11 protein-coding genes and 3 tRNA genes are annotated in these 15,402 nt (G+C 56.7%); 10 read left to right on the top strand and 4 right to left on the bottom strand.

Annotated features, from left to right (window positions below; translation table 11 throughout):
- Window positions 1–48 precede the first annotated feature (48 nt).
- The gene (folD, locus tag DW49_RS0109080; protein ID WP_005619567.1) at window positions 49–903 is read right to left on the bottom strand and encodes a bifunctional methylenetetrahydrofolate dehydrogenase/methenyltetrahydrofolate cyclohydrolase FolD; all 855 of its coding nucleotides are present in this window, start codon (window positions 901–903) and stop codon (window positions 49–51) included.
- A gap of 293 nt (window positions 904–1,196) precedes the next feature.
- Here folD and DW49_RS0109075 point away from each other — a divergent pair.
- The 4 genes from DW49_RS0109075 to DW49_RS0109060 all read left to right on the top strand — a co-directional run bounded on the left by DW49_RS0109075 (window position 1,197) and on the right by DW49_RS0109060 (window position 2,577).
- Window positions 1,197–1,273, top strand: a tRNA-Arg gene (locus DW49_RS0109075).
- Between the two features lie 51 nt (window positions 1,274–1,324).
- Window positions 1,325–1,400, top strand: a tRNA-His gene (locus DW49_RS0109070).
- Between the two features lie 56 nt (window positions 1,401–1,456).
- Window positions 1,457–1,541, top strand: a tRNA-Leu gene (locus tag DW49_RS0109065).
- 391 nt (window positions 1,542–1,932) lie between these two features.
- Window positions 1,933–2,577 (top strand): hypothetical protein, encoded by a 645-nt coding sequence (locus tag DW49_RS0109060; protein WP_024419742.1) that lies wholly within the window; start codon window positions 1,933–1,935, stop codon window positions 2,575–2,577.
- Between the two features lie 135 nt (window positions 2,578–2,712).
- Here the strand turns inward: DW49_RS0109060 and DW49_RS0109055 are convergent, their stop codons facing one another.
- The gene (locus DW49_RS0109055) at window positions 2,713–3,204 is read right to left on the bottom strand and encodes a hypothetical protein (protein WP_005619566.1); all 492 of its coding nucleotides are present in this window, start codon (window positions 3,202–3,204) and stop codon (window positions 2,713–2,715) included.
- A 1,124-nt stretch (window positions 3,205–4,328) separates the two neighbouring features.
- Between DW49_RS0109055 and tig the strand changes: the two genes are divergently transcribed.
- From tig to DW49_RS0109025, 6 genes are all read left to right on the top strand, one after another.
- Complete coding sequence (gene tig, locus DW49_RS0109050; RefSeq protein WP_005619564.1) at window positions 4,329–5,639, top strand: trigger factor; 1,311 nt, start codon at window positions 4,329–4,331, stop codon at window positions 5,637–5,639.
- Between the two features lie 91 nt (window positions 5,640–5,730).
- Window positions 5,731–6,372, top strand: coding sequence for an ATP-dependent Clp endopeptidase proteolytic subunit ClpP (clpP, locus tag DW49_RS0109045; RefSeq protein WP_002552734.1), 642 nt, complete (start codon window positions 5,731–5,733; stop codon window positions 6,370–6,372).
- 106 nt (window positions 6,373–6,478) lie between these two features.
- The gene (gene clpX / locus DW49_RS0109040; RefSeq protein ID WP_024419743.1) at window positions 6,479–7,762 is read left to right on the top strand and encodes an ATP-dependent Clp protease ATP-binding subunit ClpX; all 1,284 of its coding nucleotides are present in this window, start codon (window positions 6,479–6,481) and stop codon (window positions 7,760–7,762) included.
- A 210-nt stretch (window positions 7,763–7,972) separates the two neighbouring features.
- A complete protein-coding gene (gene lon / locus DW49_RS0109035; RefSeq protein WP_005619559.1) occupies window positions 7,973–10,369 on the top strand; it encodes an endopeptidase La in 2,397 nt (798 codons plus the stop codon).
- 146 nt (window positions 10,370–10,515) lie between these two features.
- Window positions 10,516–10,788: an HU family DNA-binding protein gene (locus DW49_RS0109030; protein WP_005619556.1), complete on the top strand. Its 273-nt coding sequence runs from the start codon at window positions 10,516–10,518 to the stop codon at window positions 10,786–10,788.
- Between the two features lie 205 nt (window positions 10,789–10,993).
- Window positions 10,994–12,877 carry a SurA N-terminal domain-containing protein gene (locus tag DW49_RS0109025; protein ID WP_005619554.1) on the top strand — a complete coding sequence of 628 codons (1,884 nt, stop codon included), beginning with the start codon at window positions 10,994–10,996 and terminating at the stop codon, window positions 12,875–12,877.
- A 94-nt stretch (window positions 12,878–12,971) separates the two neighbouring features.
- On the opposite strand, the gene fabI is transcribed toward DW49_RS0109025, so the two are convergent.
- The gene (gene fabI, locus DW49_RS0109020) at window positions 12,972–13,766 is read right to left on the bottom strand and encodes an enoyl-ACP reductase FabI (protein ID WP_003376248.1); all 795 of its coding nucleotides are present in this window, start codon (window positions 13,764–13,766) and stop codon (window positions 12,972–12,974) included.
- Window positions 13,767–13,790: 24 nt separating this feature from the next.
- Window positions 13,791–15,401 carry an ABC transporter ATP-binding protein gene (locus DW49_RS0109015; protein WP_005619552.1) on the bottom strand — a complete coding sequence of 537 codons (1,611 nt, stop codon included), beginning with the start codon at window positions 15,399–15,401 and terminating at the stop codon, window positions 13,791–13,793.
- Between the last annotated feature and the right edge of the window lies 1 nt (window position 15,402).

Raw genomic sequence — 15,402 nt, 5'->3', positions numbered from 1 at the left:
AAAAACGGCACCCTTGAGGTGCCGTTTTTTTTGCAGCCAACAGGCTGATCAGTCGTGCAGGGTTTCGGCTGCGTACAGCGTGTTTTCCAGCAGGCAGGCGCGGGTCATCGGGCCAACGCCGCCAGGGACCGGAGTAATCCAGCCAGCGCGGGGCAGGGCGGTCTCGTAAACCACGTCGCCGACCAGCTTGCCATCGTCCTGACGGTTGATGCCCACGTCAATCACGATAGCGCCGGGCTTGATCCATTCGCCCTTGACCAGGCCGGGCTTGCCCGCGGCAACCACCACCAGATCGGCGCGGCTCACATGGCCTGCCAGATCCTTGGTGAAGCGGTGGGTGACAGTGACGGTGCAGCCCGCCAGCAGCAATTCCATCGCCATCGGGCGGCCGACAATGTTCGACGCGCCCACCACCACGGCATCCAGGCCATACAGATCGACACCGGTACTTTCCAGCAGGGCAATGATGCCTTTTGGCGTGCACGGACGCAGCAGCGGAATACGCTGAGCCAGACGCCCGACGTTATAAGGATGGAAACCGTCCACGTCCTTGTCCGGGCGAATGCGCTCCAGCAGCAGCGACGCGTCCAGGTGAGCAGGCAAAGGCAACTGCAGCAGGATGCCGTCGACAGCCGCGTCTTCATTGAGGCGGTCGATCAGATCAGTCAGCGCCACCTGGGTGGTCTCGGCGGGCAAGTCGTAGGCCTGGGAGATAAAGCCGACTTCCTCGCAGTCCTTGCGCTTGTGAGAAACGTACACCTGGGAGGCGGGATCGCTGCCGACCAGAATCACCGCGAGGCCCGGCGTGCGCAGACCTTGCTGGCTACGTTCGGCGACGCGTTTGGCGATCTGCTGGCGCAGGCTGGCGGCGATCGCCTTGCCGTCGATTAGTTTTGCAGTCATGACGCGTGATTAACCATCGAGAGGAAATAAAATGAGCGCGCATTCTCGCATGACATGGCGCGAGGGCAAAGGCGCTTGCTCTGCATATTCAGCTAACTCCTTTATCTAGCTGAATTTTTTTCAAAAAAAGGTTGACGACCCCAGGGGCCGTCTATAAGATTCGTCGCACTTGCCGGGCAGAGCCCAGCACTGGTTAAGCTAGCACTGGTTGATTAGGTCAGGCAGAGTTGCAAATCAGCTCGGTGTGATTGAAAGCCCTTTAGTTTGTTATCGCAAGAATACAAATTATATAAGTGCCCGTAGCTCAGCTGGATAGAGCATCCGCCTTCTAAGCGGATGGTCGCAGGTTCGAGTCCTGCCGGGTGCGCCATTAAAGGCAGCTTTGGCACAGCAAGTAAGATGCACCGTCACATGCAATATGGTGGGCGTAGCTCAGTTGGTAGAGCACAGGATTGTGACTCCTGCGGTCGTGGGTTCGAACCCCATCGTCCACCCCATATTAAGAAGGGCGCCAGATTCATAATCTGGCGCCTTTGCTTTAAAAGTCTGAAATGCGGATGTGGTGGAATTGGTAGACACACTGGATTTAGGTTCCAGCGCCGCAAGGTGTGAGAGTTCGAGTCTCTCCGTCCGCACCAGATGTACTTTCGCCGGGTTCCACTGAAGGCCGCGAAAGCCAAGAGAAGCCCGCCAAGTGCGGGCTTTTTGTTGTGTTGAGTTTCATGAGTATTCACCGGTGTCTGGATTTTTTAAGTACGTTAATAAGTACATCCTGAATTGGCTTGCTGGCGATGTACCCATGCTTCCCTTTCACTGACCTGCCGTCTGGCAATCGAAACGCACTGACAAAGGCAGGAGCGCTGGGGCGGGGTGTTCGCGAGAGACTAATGAATGCGGCAGCTGCTTGGCAGTAGTGGGTCATCAAGACGTCATTTAGCCATTACTCCCTTTGTGCATGCGTAGGAAAGGGGGCAAAAAAACCGGCCATCGCGTCGGTTTTCTGGTTGGCGAGTCAATAAGGACATCGTAATGCGGGCTGTCACTTTCGTAACTTTTTTTGCTGTAGCGCTTACTGGTTGCTCCGGAATACCTTCAGTACCCTACGAAGAGCCTGCTCAGTCAGGAGACTTGGCACGTGTTCGCGTTATCACGAACTCCAGTGTGTATGGCGATAGCATTACGGGTAGTTGTGCCCCTGCTACCCGCCATAAGATGGCTGATGCTGGACGTTTCGGGCGAGACGGCACGGTAAATATCAACTATCCGCAGTACCCCCTGACATCGGCAAGCGTTGGCATGCCGAAGCGAGTTGCCCCCACGCTTACTGAATACGTCCCGGCCACCCGGATGGGTGAAGGTGTCTATAAAGAGGTTGTGACCGAGTATCGCGTCAGGACTGATCTCCCTTTTCAAATTGCAACCCTGGGCGCGACGATTGGTGGCAATGGCAGCACTTACTTGTCCTGTGTTGGCCAAGCGGTCGTTTACAAGCTGGAACCAGGGAAGGACTACGAGGCTTTAGTAGGGGTACGTAGCAGATCAAGCAACGATGGTGAGCAAGCGCTTCATTGCATGTTTGGAGTCATCGAGCTCGTGTCTCTGCCCGGAACTTCAATCGTGATTCCCCAAAAGCTGACACCTGCGGCACCTCCGCAGGTGGTCTGCAAGAACTGACCAGCACCGCCCGTCATTGGGTGGTTTTTGCATCTGTCAGAAACCAAAAAGCCCCAGCGGCCGGGGCTTTTGCGTTGAAGTGGAAAAGAGAGCTAACAGATTGTCGAGGCTCAGTCTCGCCGTCAGGCTTTCTGGCTATTCGATAACAAGCAGCACCTTGGCCTGACACAGAAGAGACGAGTTCGCTCCGGGGATCTCGAGCACTACGTTGTAGCCGCCGGATTCCATTGACGATAAATCTGCGGTGAACGAAAAACCTGACTTCAGGAGTTTTTCGTTGTTGTACGTCTTCACCAGGTCAATGCGATCAACGATGGCGGGGTCCTTGAACGTAGTAGGCTTCCCTTTGTAGCCGGTCAGGCGAAGTCTGATTTCTTTCGGAGCGTCCTGATTCGCAGTGTCGATCACCCAGCCGTTGAACACTGCGACGCCCCGCGGTACGTAAATGCTTGCTCCTGTCCCCGGGCTGATCTTTCCGGCAATTGAGTCAATGTTGCATTTGTCGGAAGAATAATAAGTGGTTTTAGTGGCTGCTGCGTTTTCCGTGCTCCCCTCTTTGTCGTTGCACCCCGTCAGTGTTGCTGAAGTGATGGCGAGAAAAGTAAGTGCAGCAATCATCTTGTACATGGTTTTTCCTGACGGGTTTCAATGTTTAAGGGCATTGATTTCTTGGCGTGTAAGAGCTCGGGCGATGCTGCTGGCGTGGTGCGAAAACAGTGCAGTTCATTCGTGGCGCAGGCTTCATTATTGTTGCCGGCAGCGGTGAAATCAGTGGTCGGATTATGTAGCGGATGGCTAAGCAGTACAAGGGTGCGGCGGGGGTGCCGGCTCTCGTCAGGCCTTGCTGTGCCGCAAGGTTGGCGGGTGCCGGAGGCCGGTATGGTCACGCGGAAGATGGTCGGTTTTCGGCGTTGTGTCTGTTTTAAGGTGAGGCGTCATGGTCTGGCGTTGGCAGGTCCGCATGATTGCGGTCGTGCCGAGTGTGTCGCTGTGGTGTTTGCTTCTTCAGTCATTAATCTTTTTTAATCATGGCGTCGTGCAGAGTTGCAGGTCAGAAGCGCTGCCTCGGTAAGTTGCAATGCCTTTCCGTGGCGCGCAGTGTGGCTGCTACCGCAAGGTGTTTGAGCGTACGCCAGCTTTTGCCTCTGGTGGGTGACAAGTTGTAGGACTTATCCGAGAGTAAAATTGTCAGGCGCGTCAATTGCTTGCAATGGGTGGCGCGCGTGGGTTGCGTTGTGTACGATGCGCGCCGGATTGAATAAGGCTGCAAGCAGCCCGGCGCTATGGAATCAGCAGCGCAAAATGTGCGTTGATTCATCAGGCTTCGAGGTTGAAGCCTTGCATGGCAGGTGTGCGGAGATTTCTTTGTGCGCTCTCCGTTCGCCAGAGCAGAAGTGATTCAAGCGAAAGCCCGGGTCGCTGCAAGCCGCGTGAAGCGGTTTTTTTGTTTCAGCGTATTCGCTTTACCGCCTCGCGGGTCCGGTGGCTTGCCGCCGTCGGTCGAGTGGGGCGTGCTACGTGGATGGAGTCGGTCGTCTCCGGCGCTGATGCTTCTTTATATAGAGGCCGTGCCAGACGCGTCGCCGAGGGTGTGAGGCTTTTTTCTTCCTTGCGCTGCAGCGCTCCGCTTTCGTCCTATAAATCCACCCTTTTTCAGTAGGGTGACTTCTTGAGTTTGACCCACTAGAATGCATGCCCTTGATTCTGGGGTCGGAAACGGCCGGCTAACGTCTGTGCAACGAGGAATATCCATGCAAGTTTCTGTTGAAAATACTTCCGCTCTTGAGCGCCGCATGACCATTGGCGTGCCTGCCGAACGCATCGAGACTGAAGTCAACAAGCGTCTGCAGCAGACTGCACGTAAAGCCAAGATCCCGGGCTTCCGCCCTGGCAAGGTGCCGATGAGCGTGATTCGTCAGCGTTACGAAGACGGCGCGCGCCAGGAAGCACTGGGCGATCTGATTCAGGCTACGTTCTACGAAGCTGTCGTCGAGCAAAAGCTGAACCCGGCGGGCGCTCCTGCTGTAGAGCCAAAATCGTTCGAAAAAGGCAAAGATCTGGAATACGTGGCTACTTTCGAAGTATTCCCGGAATTCACCGTTGCCGGTTTCGACACCATCGCCGTAGAGCGTCTGTCCGCCGACGTCGCTGACAGCGATCTGGACAACATGCTGGAAGTGCTTCGCAAGCAGAACGTTCGCTTCGAAGTGGCCGACCGTGCCGCCCAGAACGAAGACCAGTTGAACATCGATTTCGTGGGCAAGGTCGACGGCGAAGTATTCGCTGGCGGTTCCGCCACCGCCACCCAGCTGGTTCTGGGTTCCGGCCGCATGATCCCTGGTTTCGAAGACGGTCTGGTTGGCGCCAAGGCCGGTGAAGAGCGCGTTCTGAACGTGACCTTCCCCGAGGACTATCAGAACCTCGACCTGGCCGGCAAGGCTGCCGAGTTCACTGTCACCGTCAACACCGTTTCCGAGCCAAAGCTGCCTGAGCTGAACGAAGAGTTCTTCAAGCAGTTCGGCATCAAAGAAACCGGTATCGAAGGCTTCCGCACCGAAGTTCGCAAGAACATGGAGCGCGAGCTGCGTCAGGCGATCAAGTCCAAGGTCAAGAATCAGGTCATGGACGGTCTGCTGGCCGCCAACTCGATCGAAGTGCCTAAAGCGCTGCTGGAAAACGAAGTCAACCGTCTGCGCGTCCAGGCTGTTCAGCAGTTCGGCGGCAACATCAAGCCAGACCAGCTGCCTGCAGAGCTGTTTGAAGAGCAGGCCAAGCGTCGCGTAGAGCTGGGTCTGATCGTTGCCGAGGTGGTCAAGCAGTTCGACCTGAAGCCTGACGATGCTCGCGTTCGTGAAATGATCCAGGAAATGGCGTCCGCCTATCAGGAACCTGAACAGGTTGTTGCCTGGTACTACAAGAACGAGCAGCAAATGAACGAGGTACGTTCTGTTGTGCTTGAAGAGCAAGTTGTAGATACTGTTTTGCAGAAAGCTAGCGTGACCGACAAATCGGTCTCCTACGAAGAAGCTGTCAAGCCGGTGGAAGCTGCAAAAGCCGACTGATTCTCTTTTTCGTGCGAAAACACCCACAAGCCAGCCTTCGCGCTGGCTTGTGCGTATTCAAGACTCGACTATTTGGGAGTGAATGCAGGACATGTCCCGCAATTCTTATATTCAGCAGAACTCTGACATCCAGGCCGCTGGCGGCCTGGTCCCGATGGTTATCGAGCAGTCCGCCCGTGGCGAACGCGCCTATGACATCTATTCGCGCCTTCTCAAGGAGCGAGTCATCTTTATGGTTGGTCCGGTAGAGGACTACATGGCCAACCTTATCGCAGCGCAACTGCTTTTCCTTGAAGCGGAAAACCCGGACAAGGATATCCATCTCTACATAAACTCACCGGGCGGTTCGGTCACTGCAGGCATGTCGATCTACGACACCATGCAGTTCATCAAGCCGGACGTTTCGACCATCTGTATCGGTCAGGCGTGCAGCATGGGTGCATTCCTGCTGGCTGGCGGCGCAGAGGGCAAGCGTCACTGCCTGCCCAACTCGCGGATGATGATTCACCAGCCGTTGGGCGGTTTCCAGGGTCAGGCGTCGGACATCGACATCCATGCCAAGGAAATCCTGCACATTCGTCATCGCCTGAACTCGTTGCTGGCGCATCACACCGGTCAGAGCCTCGAAACCATCGAGCGTGATACCGAGCGTGACAACTTCATGAGCGCAGAGCGTGCGGCGGAATACGGCCTGATCGACTCCGTGATCAACAAGCGTCAAATGCCTGCCTAAGCGACTCAAAATGTAGGGGGTCGGCACAACCGACCGCCTGCGGACTTGAAAAAGCCCGCAATAGCCTTCATCTTGTGTTGCAAGCCTACCGGATTGGATCGATCGAATGACTGACACCCGCAACGGCGAGGACAACGGCAAATTGCTCTATTGCTCCTTCTGTGGCAAAAGCCAGCATGAAGTGCGCAAATTGATTGCCGGCCCCTCGGTCTTTATCTGCGACGAGTGCGTCGACCTGTGCAATGACATCATCCGCGAGGAGGTGCAGGAAGCACAGGCAGAAAGCAGCGCGCATAAATTGCCTTCGCCTAAAGAAATCAGCGGCATCCTTGACCAGTATGTAATCGGTCAGGAACGTGCCAAAAAGGTTCTCGCAGTAGCGGTGTACAACCACTACAAGCGTCTGAATCAGCGTGACAAGAAGAACGACGATGTCGAGTTGGGCAAGAGCAACATCCTGCTGATCGGCCCTACGGGCTCCGGCAAGACGCTGCTGGCTGAAACACTGGCCCGCCTGCTTAATGTGCCGTTTACCATTGCCGACGCCACCACCCTGACCGAAGCCGGTTACGTGGGTGAGGACGTCGAAAACATTATCCAGAAGCTGTTGCAGAAATGTGATTACGATGTCGAGAAGGCCCAGATGGGTATTGTCTACATCGATGAAATCGACAAGATTTCGCGCAAATCCGACAACCCTTCGATCACTCGTGACGTTTCCGGTGAGGGCGTGCAACAAGCCTTGCTGAAGCTGATCGAGGGCACTGTGGCTTCCGTTCCGCCTCAAGGTGGTCGCAAGCATCCGCAGCAGGAATTCCTGCAGGTGGACACGCGCAACATCCTCTTTATATGCGGTGGCGCCTTCTCGGGCCTGGAAAAGGTCATTCAGAACCGTTCCACCCGTGGCGGCATCGGCTTCAACGCTGAAGTTCGCAGCAAGGAGGAGGGCAAGAAGGTGGGCGAGTCCCTGCGTGAAGTCGAGCCTGACGATCTGGTCAAGTTCGGTCTGATCCCGGAATTCGTCGGTCGTCTGCCGGTGCTTGCAACGCTGGACGAGCTGGATGAGGTTGCTTTGATTCAGATCCTCACCGAGCCGAAAAACGCTCTGACCAAGCAGTATGCCAAGCTGTTCGAAATGGAAGGTGTGGACCTCGAGTTCCGCACCGATGCGCTGAAATCGGTTGCCCGTCGTGCGCTGGAGCGCAAGACCGGTGCCCGTGGCCTGCGCTCCATCCTCGAAGGCGTGCTGCTCGACACCATGTACGAGATCCCGTCGCAAAGCGACGTGAGCAAGGTGGTGATCGACGAGAGCGTGATCGATGGCACGTCCAAACCGTTGCTGATCTACGAAAACAGCGAGCCGCCCGCCAAGGTTGCTCCTGACGCGTAAAGCACTTAGGTGCGTTTGCGTGTGAAGTGACACAAAAGGGGGCCTTTTCGGCCCCCTTTTGCATTTTTGGCCAGTCCATTCGTTCTGTATGAAGAAACTGATCTTGGCGTGGTGCTTCTCTAGAGCTTGTTTTTTTTGAACGCTACCCCCATCTTGGCTTCAAGCTAATTCCATCTGTCCCGGCCAACTGGCCGCCGTAGAGGCGAAATCATGAAGACCACTATTGAATTGCCTCTCTTGCCATTGCGTGATGTCGTGGTTTATCCGCACATGGTTATCCCGCTGTTCGTGGGGCGCGAGAAGTCTATCGAAGCCCTTGAAGCGGCGATGACAGGCGACAAGCAGATCCTGCTGCTCGCGCAAAGAAACCCGGCTGACGACGATCCTGACGAAAAGGCTCTGTACAGCGTCGGCACCATCGCCACCGTACTGCAGCTGCTCAAATTGCCGGATGGCACCGTCAAGGTGCTGGTTGAAGGTGAGCAGCGTGGTTCGGTAGAGCGTTTCATCGAAGTCGATGGCCATTACCGTGCCGACGTGGCGCTGATCGACGAAGTCGATGCCCCAGACCGTGAATCGGAAGTGTTTGTGCGCAGCTTGCTGGCTCAATTCGAGCAGTACGTGCAACTGGGCAAGAAAGTCCCCGCAGAAGTCCTCTCGTCGCTCAACAGCATCGATGAGCCGGGCCGCCTGGTAGACACCATGGCGGCGCATATGGCGCTGAAAATCGAGCAGAAGCAGGAAATCCTCGAGATTATCGACCTGTCAGCCCGTGTCGAACACGTGCTGGCCTTGCTGGATGCCGAAATTGACCTGCTGCAGGTTGAAAAGCGCATCCGCGGTCGCGTGAAAAAGCAAATGGAGCGCAGCCAGCGCGAGTACTACCTGAACGAGCAGATGAAGGCCATTCAGAAAGAACTTGGCGACGGCGACGAAGGCCACAACGAAATCGAAGAGCTGAAAAAGCGCATCGACGCTGCAGGCCTGCCCAAGGACGCTCTGGCCAAGGCAACTGCCGAGCTGAACAAGCTCAAGCAGATGTCGCCTATGTCGGCTGAGGCGACCGTTGTGCGCACCTACATCGACTGGCTGGTTCAGGTGCCGTGGAAGGCGCAGAGCAAAGTTCGTCTGGACCTTGCGCGTGCCGAAGCGATTCTCGACGCCGACCATTATGGTCTGGACGAGGTCAAGGAGCGCATTCTTGAATACCTCGCTGTGCAGAAGCGCGTGAAGAAAATTCGTGGTCCTGTGCTGTGTCTGGTCGGGCCCCCAGGTGTCGGTAAAACCTCCCTGGCCGAGTCCATTGCCAACGCAACCAATCGCAAATTTGTGCGTATGGCGCTGGGTGGCGTGCGTGACGAGGCTGAAATTCGAGGTCATCGCCGGACGTATATCGGTTCGATGCCAGGAAGATTGATACAAAAGATGACAAAGGTGGGCGTTCGCAACCCGCTGTTCCTGCTCGATGAAATCGACAAGATGGGCAGCGACATGCGTGGCGATCCGGCCTCGGCATTGCTTGAGGTCCTGGACCCCGAGCAGAACCACAATTTCAACGACCACTACCTTGAAGTCGACTACGACCTTTCGGATGTGATGTTCCTCTGCACCTCGAACTCGATGAACATCCCGCCAGCCTTGCTGGACCGGATGGAAGTCATTCGTTTGCCGGGCTACACCGAAGACGAAAAGATCAACATCGCCGTCAAATACCTCTCGCCCAAGCAGATTCAGGCCAACGGCTTGAAGAAAGGCGAGGTCCAGTTCGACGAGGAAGCGATCCGCGACATCATCCGTTACTACACCCGGGAAGCGGGCGTGCGCGGGCTCGAGCGCCAGATTGCCAAGGTTTGTCGCAAGGCGGTCAAAGAACACACCATGGAAAAACGCTTCTCCGTGCAGGTCACGGCCGAGATGCTGGAGCACTTCCTGGGAGTGCGTAAATTCCGTTACGGACTGGCCGAGCAGCAGGATCAGATCGGGCAGGTAACCGGTCTGGCGTGGACGCAGGTGGGCGGTGAATTGCTGACCATAGAAGCCGCAGTAGTCTCGGGCAAAGGGCAGTTGATCAAGACCGGTTCGCTGGGCGATGTGATGGTTGAATCGATCACTGCCGCGCAGACCGTGGTACGCAGCAGGGCCCGTAGCCTGGGCATTCCAGCGGATTTCCACGAGAAACACGACACGCATATCCACATGCCTGAGGGCGCTACGCCGAAGGACGGTCCGAGCGCCGGTGTGGGCATGTGTACCGCTCTTGTGTCAGCGCTTACACAGATCCCGGTGCGTGCCGATGTGGCAATGACCGGCGAAATCACCTTGCGCGGGCAGGTTCTGGCGATTGGTGGCCTGAAGGAAAAACTGCTCGCTGCGCATCGCGGTGGCATCAAGACGGTGATCATTCCGGAAGAAAACGTGCGTGATTTGAAGGAGATTCCTGACAACATCAAGCAGGATCTGCAGATCAAGCCCGTTAAATGGATTGACGAAGTCCTGCAAATTGCGCTGCAATACGCGCCGGAGCCGTTGCCGGACGTGGCTGCTGATCTGGTCGCAAAGGAAGAAAAACGCGAATCTGACTCTAAGGATAGAATTAGCACGCATTAAGACTGGCCGGGCTTCCTTGACAGCTTTTTAGAGCCCTTGTTATAAAGCGGCTCTTCAAAGCAATCACCAGCAAGCCTTCCAGCGCTCGTTTTGCTTAACACCTAAAACTTAGAAACATACTCAATATAGAGATAAGGGGACTTAGAGTGAACAAGTCGGAACTGATTGATGCTATCGCTGCATCTGCTGATATCCCGAAAGCTGCTGCTGGCCGTGCGCTGGACGCAGTGATCGAATCCGTCACTGGCGCTCTGAAGGCTGGCGACTCGGTTGTTTTGGTTGGCTTTGGTACGTTCTCCGTGACTGATCGTCCTGCTCGCATCGGTCGCAATCCTAAGACCGGTAAGCCGCTGGAAATCTCTGCTGCTAAAAAACCAGGTTTCAAAGCCGGTAAAGCCCTCAAAGAAGCTGTCAACTAAGCCTTTTGATGCTTTTGCCCGCTGGGTCAGACCCGTTCTGATCCAGTAGCGGAGCGGTGGTGCATTCGGTTGCGACACCGAAGGGTTCGAGCCCTACCGCTTCGTCAGTTACGAGAAGGCGCATCCTCGGATGCGCCTTTCTTCTATCCGCTTTCTACCCACGCTCCGCGGTTGGTTAGTCAGTTCAACCGTTTTGGGGGACGCAATGCTGCAGAACATCAGGGACAATTCACAAGGCTGGATTGCCAAGACAATTATCGGAATCATCATCGCTCTGATGGCCTTCACCGGCATCGAGGCAATGTTTACCGCAACCAGCAACAAACAGAACGCAGCTGAGGTCAACGGCGAGGACATCACTCAGAATGAGTTGAGTCAGGCCGTGGACATGCAGCGCCGCCAGTTGGCTCAGCAGCTCGCGCAGCAGTTGGGCAAGGATTTCGATCCTGCGATGCTCGACGAAAAACTGCTGCGTGAATCGGCCCTCAAAGGCCTGATCGATCGCAAGCTGCTGCTGCAAGGTGCAGGCGATGCCAGGTTCTCGTTTTCCGACGCCGCACTGGATCAACAGCTGTTGCAGACGCCTGAGTTTCAGGTTGATGGCAAGTTCAGTGCTGACCGATTCGACCAGGTGATTCGTCAGCTCGGTTACAGCCGCATGCAATTCCGCCAGATGCTGGGTCAGGAAATGCTCATCGGTCAGGTGCGTGCGGGTGTCGCGGGCAGTGCCTTCGTGACCGACGCACAGGTTGACGCTTTTGCCCGTCTGGAAAAACAGACGCGCGATTTCGCTTCGTTGACGCTGCCGGCCGATCCTACTGCGGTCAAAGTGACCGACGACGAAGTCAAGGCTCACTACGACCAGCATGCCAAGGAGTTCATGAGCCCTGAGCAGGTTGTGCTTGATTACATCGAATTGAAGAAATCGTCTTTCTTCGACAAGGTGACGGTCAAGGACGAAGACTTGCAGGCGGCCTATCAGAAAGAAATCGCCAACCTGTCGGAACAGCGTCGTGCTGCACACATCCTCATCGAAGTGAACGACAAGCTGAACGACGAGCAAGCCAAGGCAAAGGTTGAAGAAATTCAACAGCGTCTGGCCAAGGGTGAGAGTTTCGCGGCGCTGGCCAAAGAGTTCTCGCAGGACCCGGGTTCGTCCAGCAAGGGCGGTGATCTTGGGTTTGCAGGCAAGGGCGTCTACGACCCGGCTTTTGAAGAGGCGCTGTATGCCTTGAACAAGGACCAGGTTTCGCAGCCCGTGCGTACAGACTTCGGCTGGCATTTGATCAAGCTGCTGGGCGTCGAAGCACCGTCGGTGCCGACCTTTGCCAGTTTGAAAGAAAAGCTGAGCAACGATCTGAAATCGCAGCTGGTCGAGCAGAAGTTTGTCGAAGTGACCAAGCAGCTGGAAGATTCTGCGTTTGAATCTTCGGATCTGACTCAACCGGCACAGGACCTGGGCCTGAAGGTTCAGACCACTGCGCCATTCGGTCGTGAAGGCGGTGAAGGCCTGACGGCCAACCGCGCGGTCATCCAGGCTGCCTTCAGCCCGGAAGTTCTGGAAGAAGGTTCCAACAGCAACACGTTGGAGCTGGACCCGGAGACCGTCGTGGTTGTGCGCTCCAAAGAGCACCTGCAACCGCAGCAACTGCCGCTTGAGAGCGTTGCCAGCTCGATTCGCGCTCAACTGGTCAAGGAGCACGCCACGGCTGCTGCGAAGACCAAGGGCGAGGCTCTGCTGGCCGGACTGCGTGATGGCAAGATCCCGTTGGCTGCGAAGCAGGACGGTCGTGACTGGAAATCCATGGAAGCGGTTTCTCGCAGTCAGGAAGGTGTTGATCCTCAAGTTCTGCAGGCGCTGTTTCGCATGCCCAAGCCTGTTGCCAAGGACAAGCCGGAATTTGCCAGCATTACCGCAGCCGATGGCAGCTTTGTGATTGTGCGTCTCAATGGCGTGAATCAGGCCGCTGCACCGACTGATGCGGAAAAGGCGCAATATCGCCGCTTCCTCGCGTCGCGTGCCGGCCAGCAGGATTTCGCGGCCTACCGTGCACAGTTGGAAAGCAAGGCGAAGATCGAGAAGTTCTAAGCTCGAAACCTGCCCAAAAAAGAAGGCCGCTCAGTGAGCGGCCTTCTTATTGAGTGCGGGAAAGTGCCGCTCGCGAGGAGCGGCGCTTGCCGTCTTACTCTTCCATGCTGCCCATCGCGGTGGTGTTGAAGCCGCCGTCGACGTACATGATCTCACCGCTGATGCCCGACGCCAGGTCCGAGCACAGGAACGCGCCGGCATTGCCGACTTCGTCGATGGTCACGTTGCGGCGCAGAGGGGTCTGCGCTTCGTTGGCTGCCAGCATCTTGCGGAAGTTCTTGATGCCCGAAGCGGCCAGGGTGCGGATCGGACCTGCCGATACGGCGTTGACGCGAGTGCCTTCCGGACCGAGGCTGCCAGCCAGGTAACGAACGCCGGCTTCCAGACTGGCCTTGGCCATGCCCATGACGTTGTAGTTAGGCATGGTGCGCTCTGCGCCCAGGTACGACAGGGTCAGCAGGCTGCCATTGCGACCTTTCATCATTTCGCGACCGGCCTTGGCCAGGGCCACGAAGCTGTAGGCGCTGATGTCATGAGCGATGCGGAAACCTTCGCGGGTGGTGGCGTTGGTGAAGTCGCCATCGAGCTGGTCGCCCGGCGCGAAGCCAACCGAGTGAACGATCACGTCCAGGCCGTCCCACTTCTTGCTCAGCTCTTCAAAGACCTTGTTGATCTCTTCGTCGCTGGCCACGTCGCAAGGGAAGCACAGTTCAGGGCCTGAACCCCAGCCTGCGGCGAACTCTTCGACACGACCCTTGAGTTTGTCGTTCTGGTAGGTGAAGGCAAGCTCAGCGCCTTCACGATGCATGGCGGCGGCGATACCGGATGCGATGGACAGTTTACTGGCGACACCGACGATCAGTACGCGCTTACCGGCGAGAAAACCCATATGTTGTTCCTCTTCAGGTTCAGGTTAATCGACAGCTACGGGGGCCAGAAAAGCGGCCTCCAGCAGCTGCTGTGTATAAGGATGTTGCGGTGCGGCGAAGATTTCCCGCGCTGCACCCTGTTCGACCACTTGGCCTTGCTTGACCACCATCAGTTGGTGGCTCAGCGCTTTGACGACAGCCAGGTCATGGCTGATGAACAAATACGTCAGGTTGTACTTGGTTTGCAGCGAGCGAAGCAACTCGACCACCTGGCGCTGCACGGTCCGGTCGAGGGCCGAGGTCGGCTCGTCCAGCAGAATCAGTGCCGGTTTCAAGACCAGCGCACGTGCAATGGCAATTCGCTGCCGTTGACCACCGGAAAACTCATGGGGATAGCGGTGCCGGGTGTCCGGATCCAGGCCAACCTCCCTGAGTGCTTCGATGATCGCCGTCTGCTGCTCGCCTGGCGTACCCATGCCGTGAATGCGCAAGCCTTCGCCGACGATTTCACCCACCGACATGCGCGGGCTCAAACTGCCAAACGGGTCCTGGAACACCACCTGCATCTGCCTGCGCAGCGGACGGATCTGCTGTTGCGACAGAGATTCTAGCGCGTTGCCCTTGAAGCGTATGGTGCCCTGGCTGCCGATCAGTCGAAGAATCGCCAAGCCCAGCGTCGATTTGCCCGACCCGCTTTCACCCACGATACCCAGTGTTTGCCCTTGCGGCAGACTGAAGCGAATGCCGTCCACCGCCTTGACGTGGTCGACCGTGCGCTTGAGCAGGCCTTTCCTGATCGGGAACCAGACTTTCAGGTCCTCGACTTCAAGCAGCGGGGCGCCCGCGGGGTTGGTCGATGGACCGCCGCTGGGCTCTGCGCTAAGCAACACTTTGGTATAAGGATGTTGCGGCGAACGGAACAATTCTTCGCACGATGCCTGTTCGACGATGCAACCGCGCTGCATGACACATACTCGGTTGGCTATTTGCCTCACCACGTTCAGGTCGTGGCTGATCAGCAACAGAGCCATGCCCAGTCGAGCCTGTAATTGCTTGAGCAATTCGAGGATTTTCAGCTGTACCGTGACATCCAGCGCAGTGGTCGGTTCGTCGGCAATCAGCAGCTCGGGTTCGTTGGCCAGCGCCATGGCAATCATGACGCGCTGGCGCTGGCCGCCTGACAGCTCGTGTGGCAGGGCTTTGAGGCGTTTATGTGGCTCGGGGATGCCGACCAGTTCCAGAAGCTCCAGCGTGCGTGCCGTGGCCGCCTTGCCGGTCAGACCCTTGTGCAGGCCCAGCACCTCGTTGATCTGCTTTTCGACCGAATGCAGCGGGTTCAGTGAGGTCATCGGCTCCTGGAAGATCATGGCAATGCGGTTGCCACGGATCGAGCGCAGTTTTTTCTCTTCTACTTTCAGCAGGTCTTCGCCCGCATAGTGAATGGTGCCGCTCGGGTGGCTGGCGATGGGGTAGGGCAGCAGACGCAGAATCGAATGCGCGGTGACGGATTTGCCCGAGCCGCTTTCGCCTACCAGCGCCAGGGTTTCACCGCGACGAATATCGAAGCTGATGTTCTCGACCACCCGTTGCCGCGAGTCGCCCGTCACGAACTCGACCGCCAGATCGCGGATTTCGATCAGATTGTCAGTGTTCATC

Origin of the sequence: Pseudomonas avellanae BPIC 631 (assembly GCF_000444135.1) — a bacterium.
Taxonomy (GTDB): Bacteria; Pseudomonadota; Gammaproteobacteria; order Pseudomonadales; family Pseudomonadaceae; genus Aquipseudomonas; species Aquipseudomonas avellanae.
This window is presented reverse-complemented; position numbering and strand designations above follow the sequence as displayed.

Coding starts and splice junctions, on each gene's coding strand:
- folD (WP_005619567.1), bottom strand. CDS start 903: ATGACTGCAAAACTAATCGACGGCAAGGCGATCGCCGCCAGCCTGCGC.
- DW49_RS0109060 (WP_024419742.1), top strand. CDS start 1,933: ATGCGGGCTGTCACTTTCGTAACTTTTTTTGCTGTAGCGCTTACTGGT.
- DW49_RS0109055 (WP_005619566.1), bottom strand. CDS start 3,204: ATGTACAAGATGATTGCTGCACTTACTTTTCTCGCCATCACTTCAGCA.
- tig (WP_005619564.1), top strand. CDS start 4,329: ATGCAAGTTTCTGTTGAAAATACTTCCGCTCTTGAGCGCCGCATGACC.
- clpP (WP_002552734.1), top strand. CDS start 5,731: ATGTCCCGCAATTCTTATATTCAGCAGAACTCTGACATCCAGGCCGCT.
- clpX (WP_024419743.1), top strand. CDS start 6,479: ATGACTGACACCCGCAACGGCGAGGACAACGGCAAATTGCTCTATTGC.
- lon (WP_005619559.1), top strand. CDS start 7,973: ATGAAGACCACTATTGAATTGCCTCTCTTGCCATTGCGTGATGTCGTG.
- DW49_RS0109025 (WP_005619554.1), top strand. CDS start 10,994: ATGCTGCAGAACATCAGGGACAATTCACAAGGCTGGATTGCCAAGACA.
- fabI (WP_003376248.1), bottom strand. CDS start 13,766: ATGGGTTTTCTCGCCGGTAAGCGCGTACTGATCGTCGGTGTCGCCAGT.
- DW49_RS0109015 (WP_005619552.1), bottom strand. CDS start 15,401: ATGAACACTGACAATCTGATCGAAATCCGCGATCTGGCGGTCGAGTTC.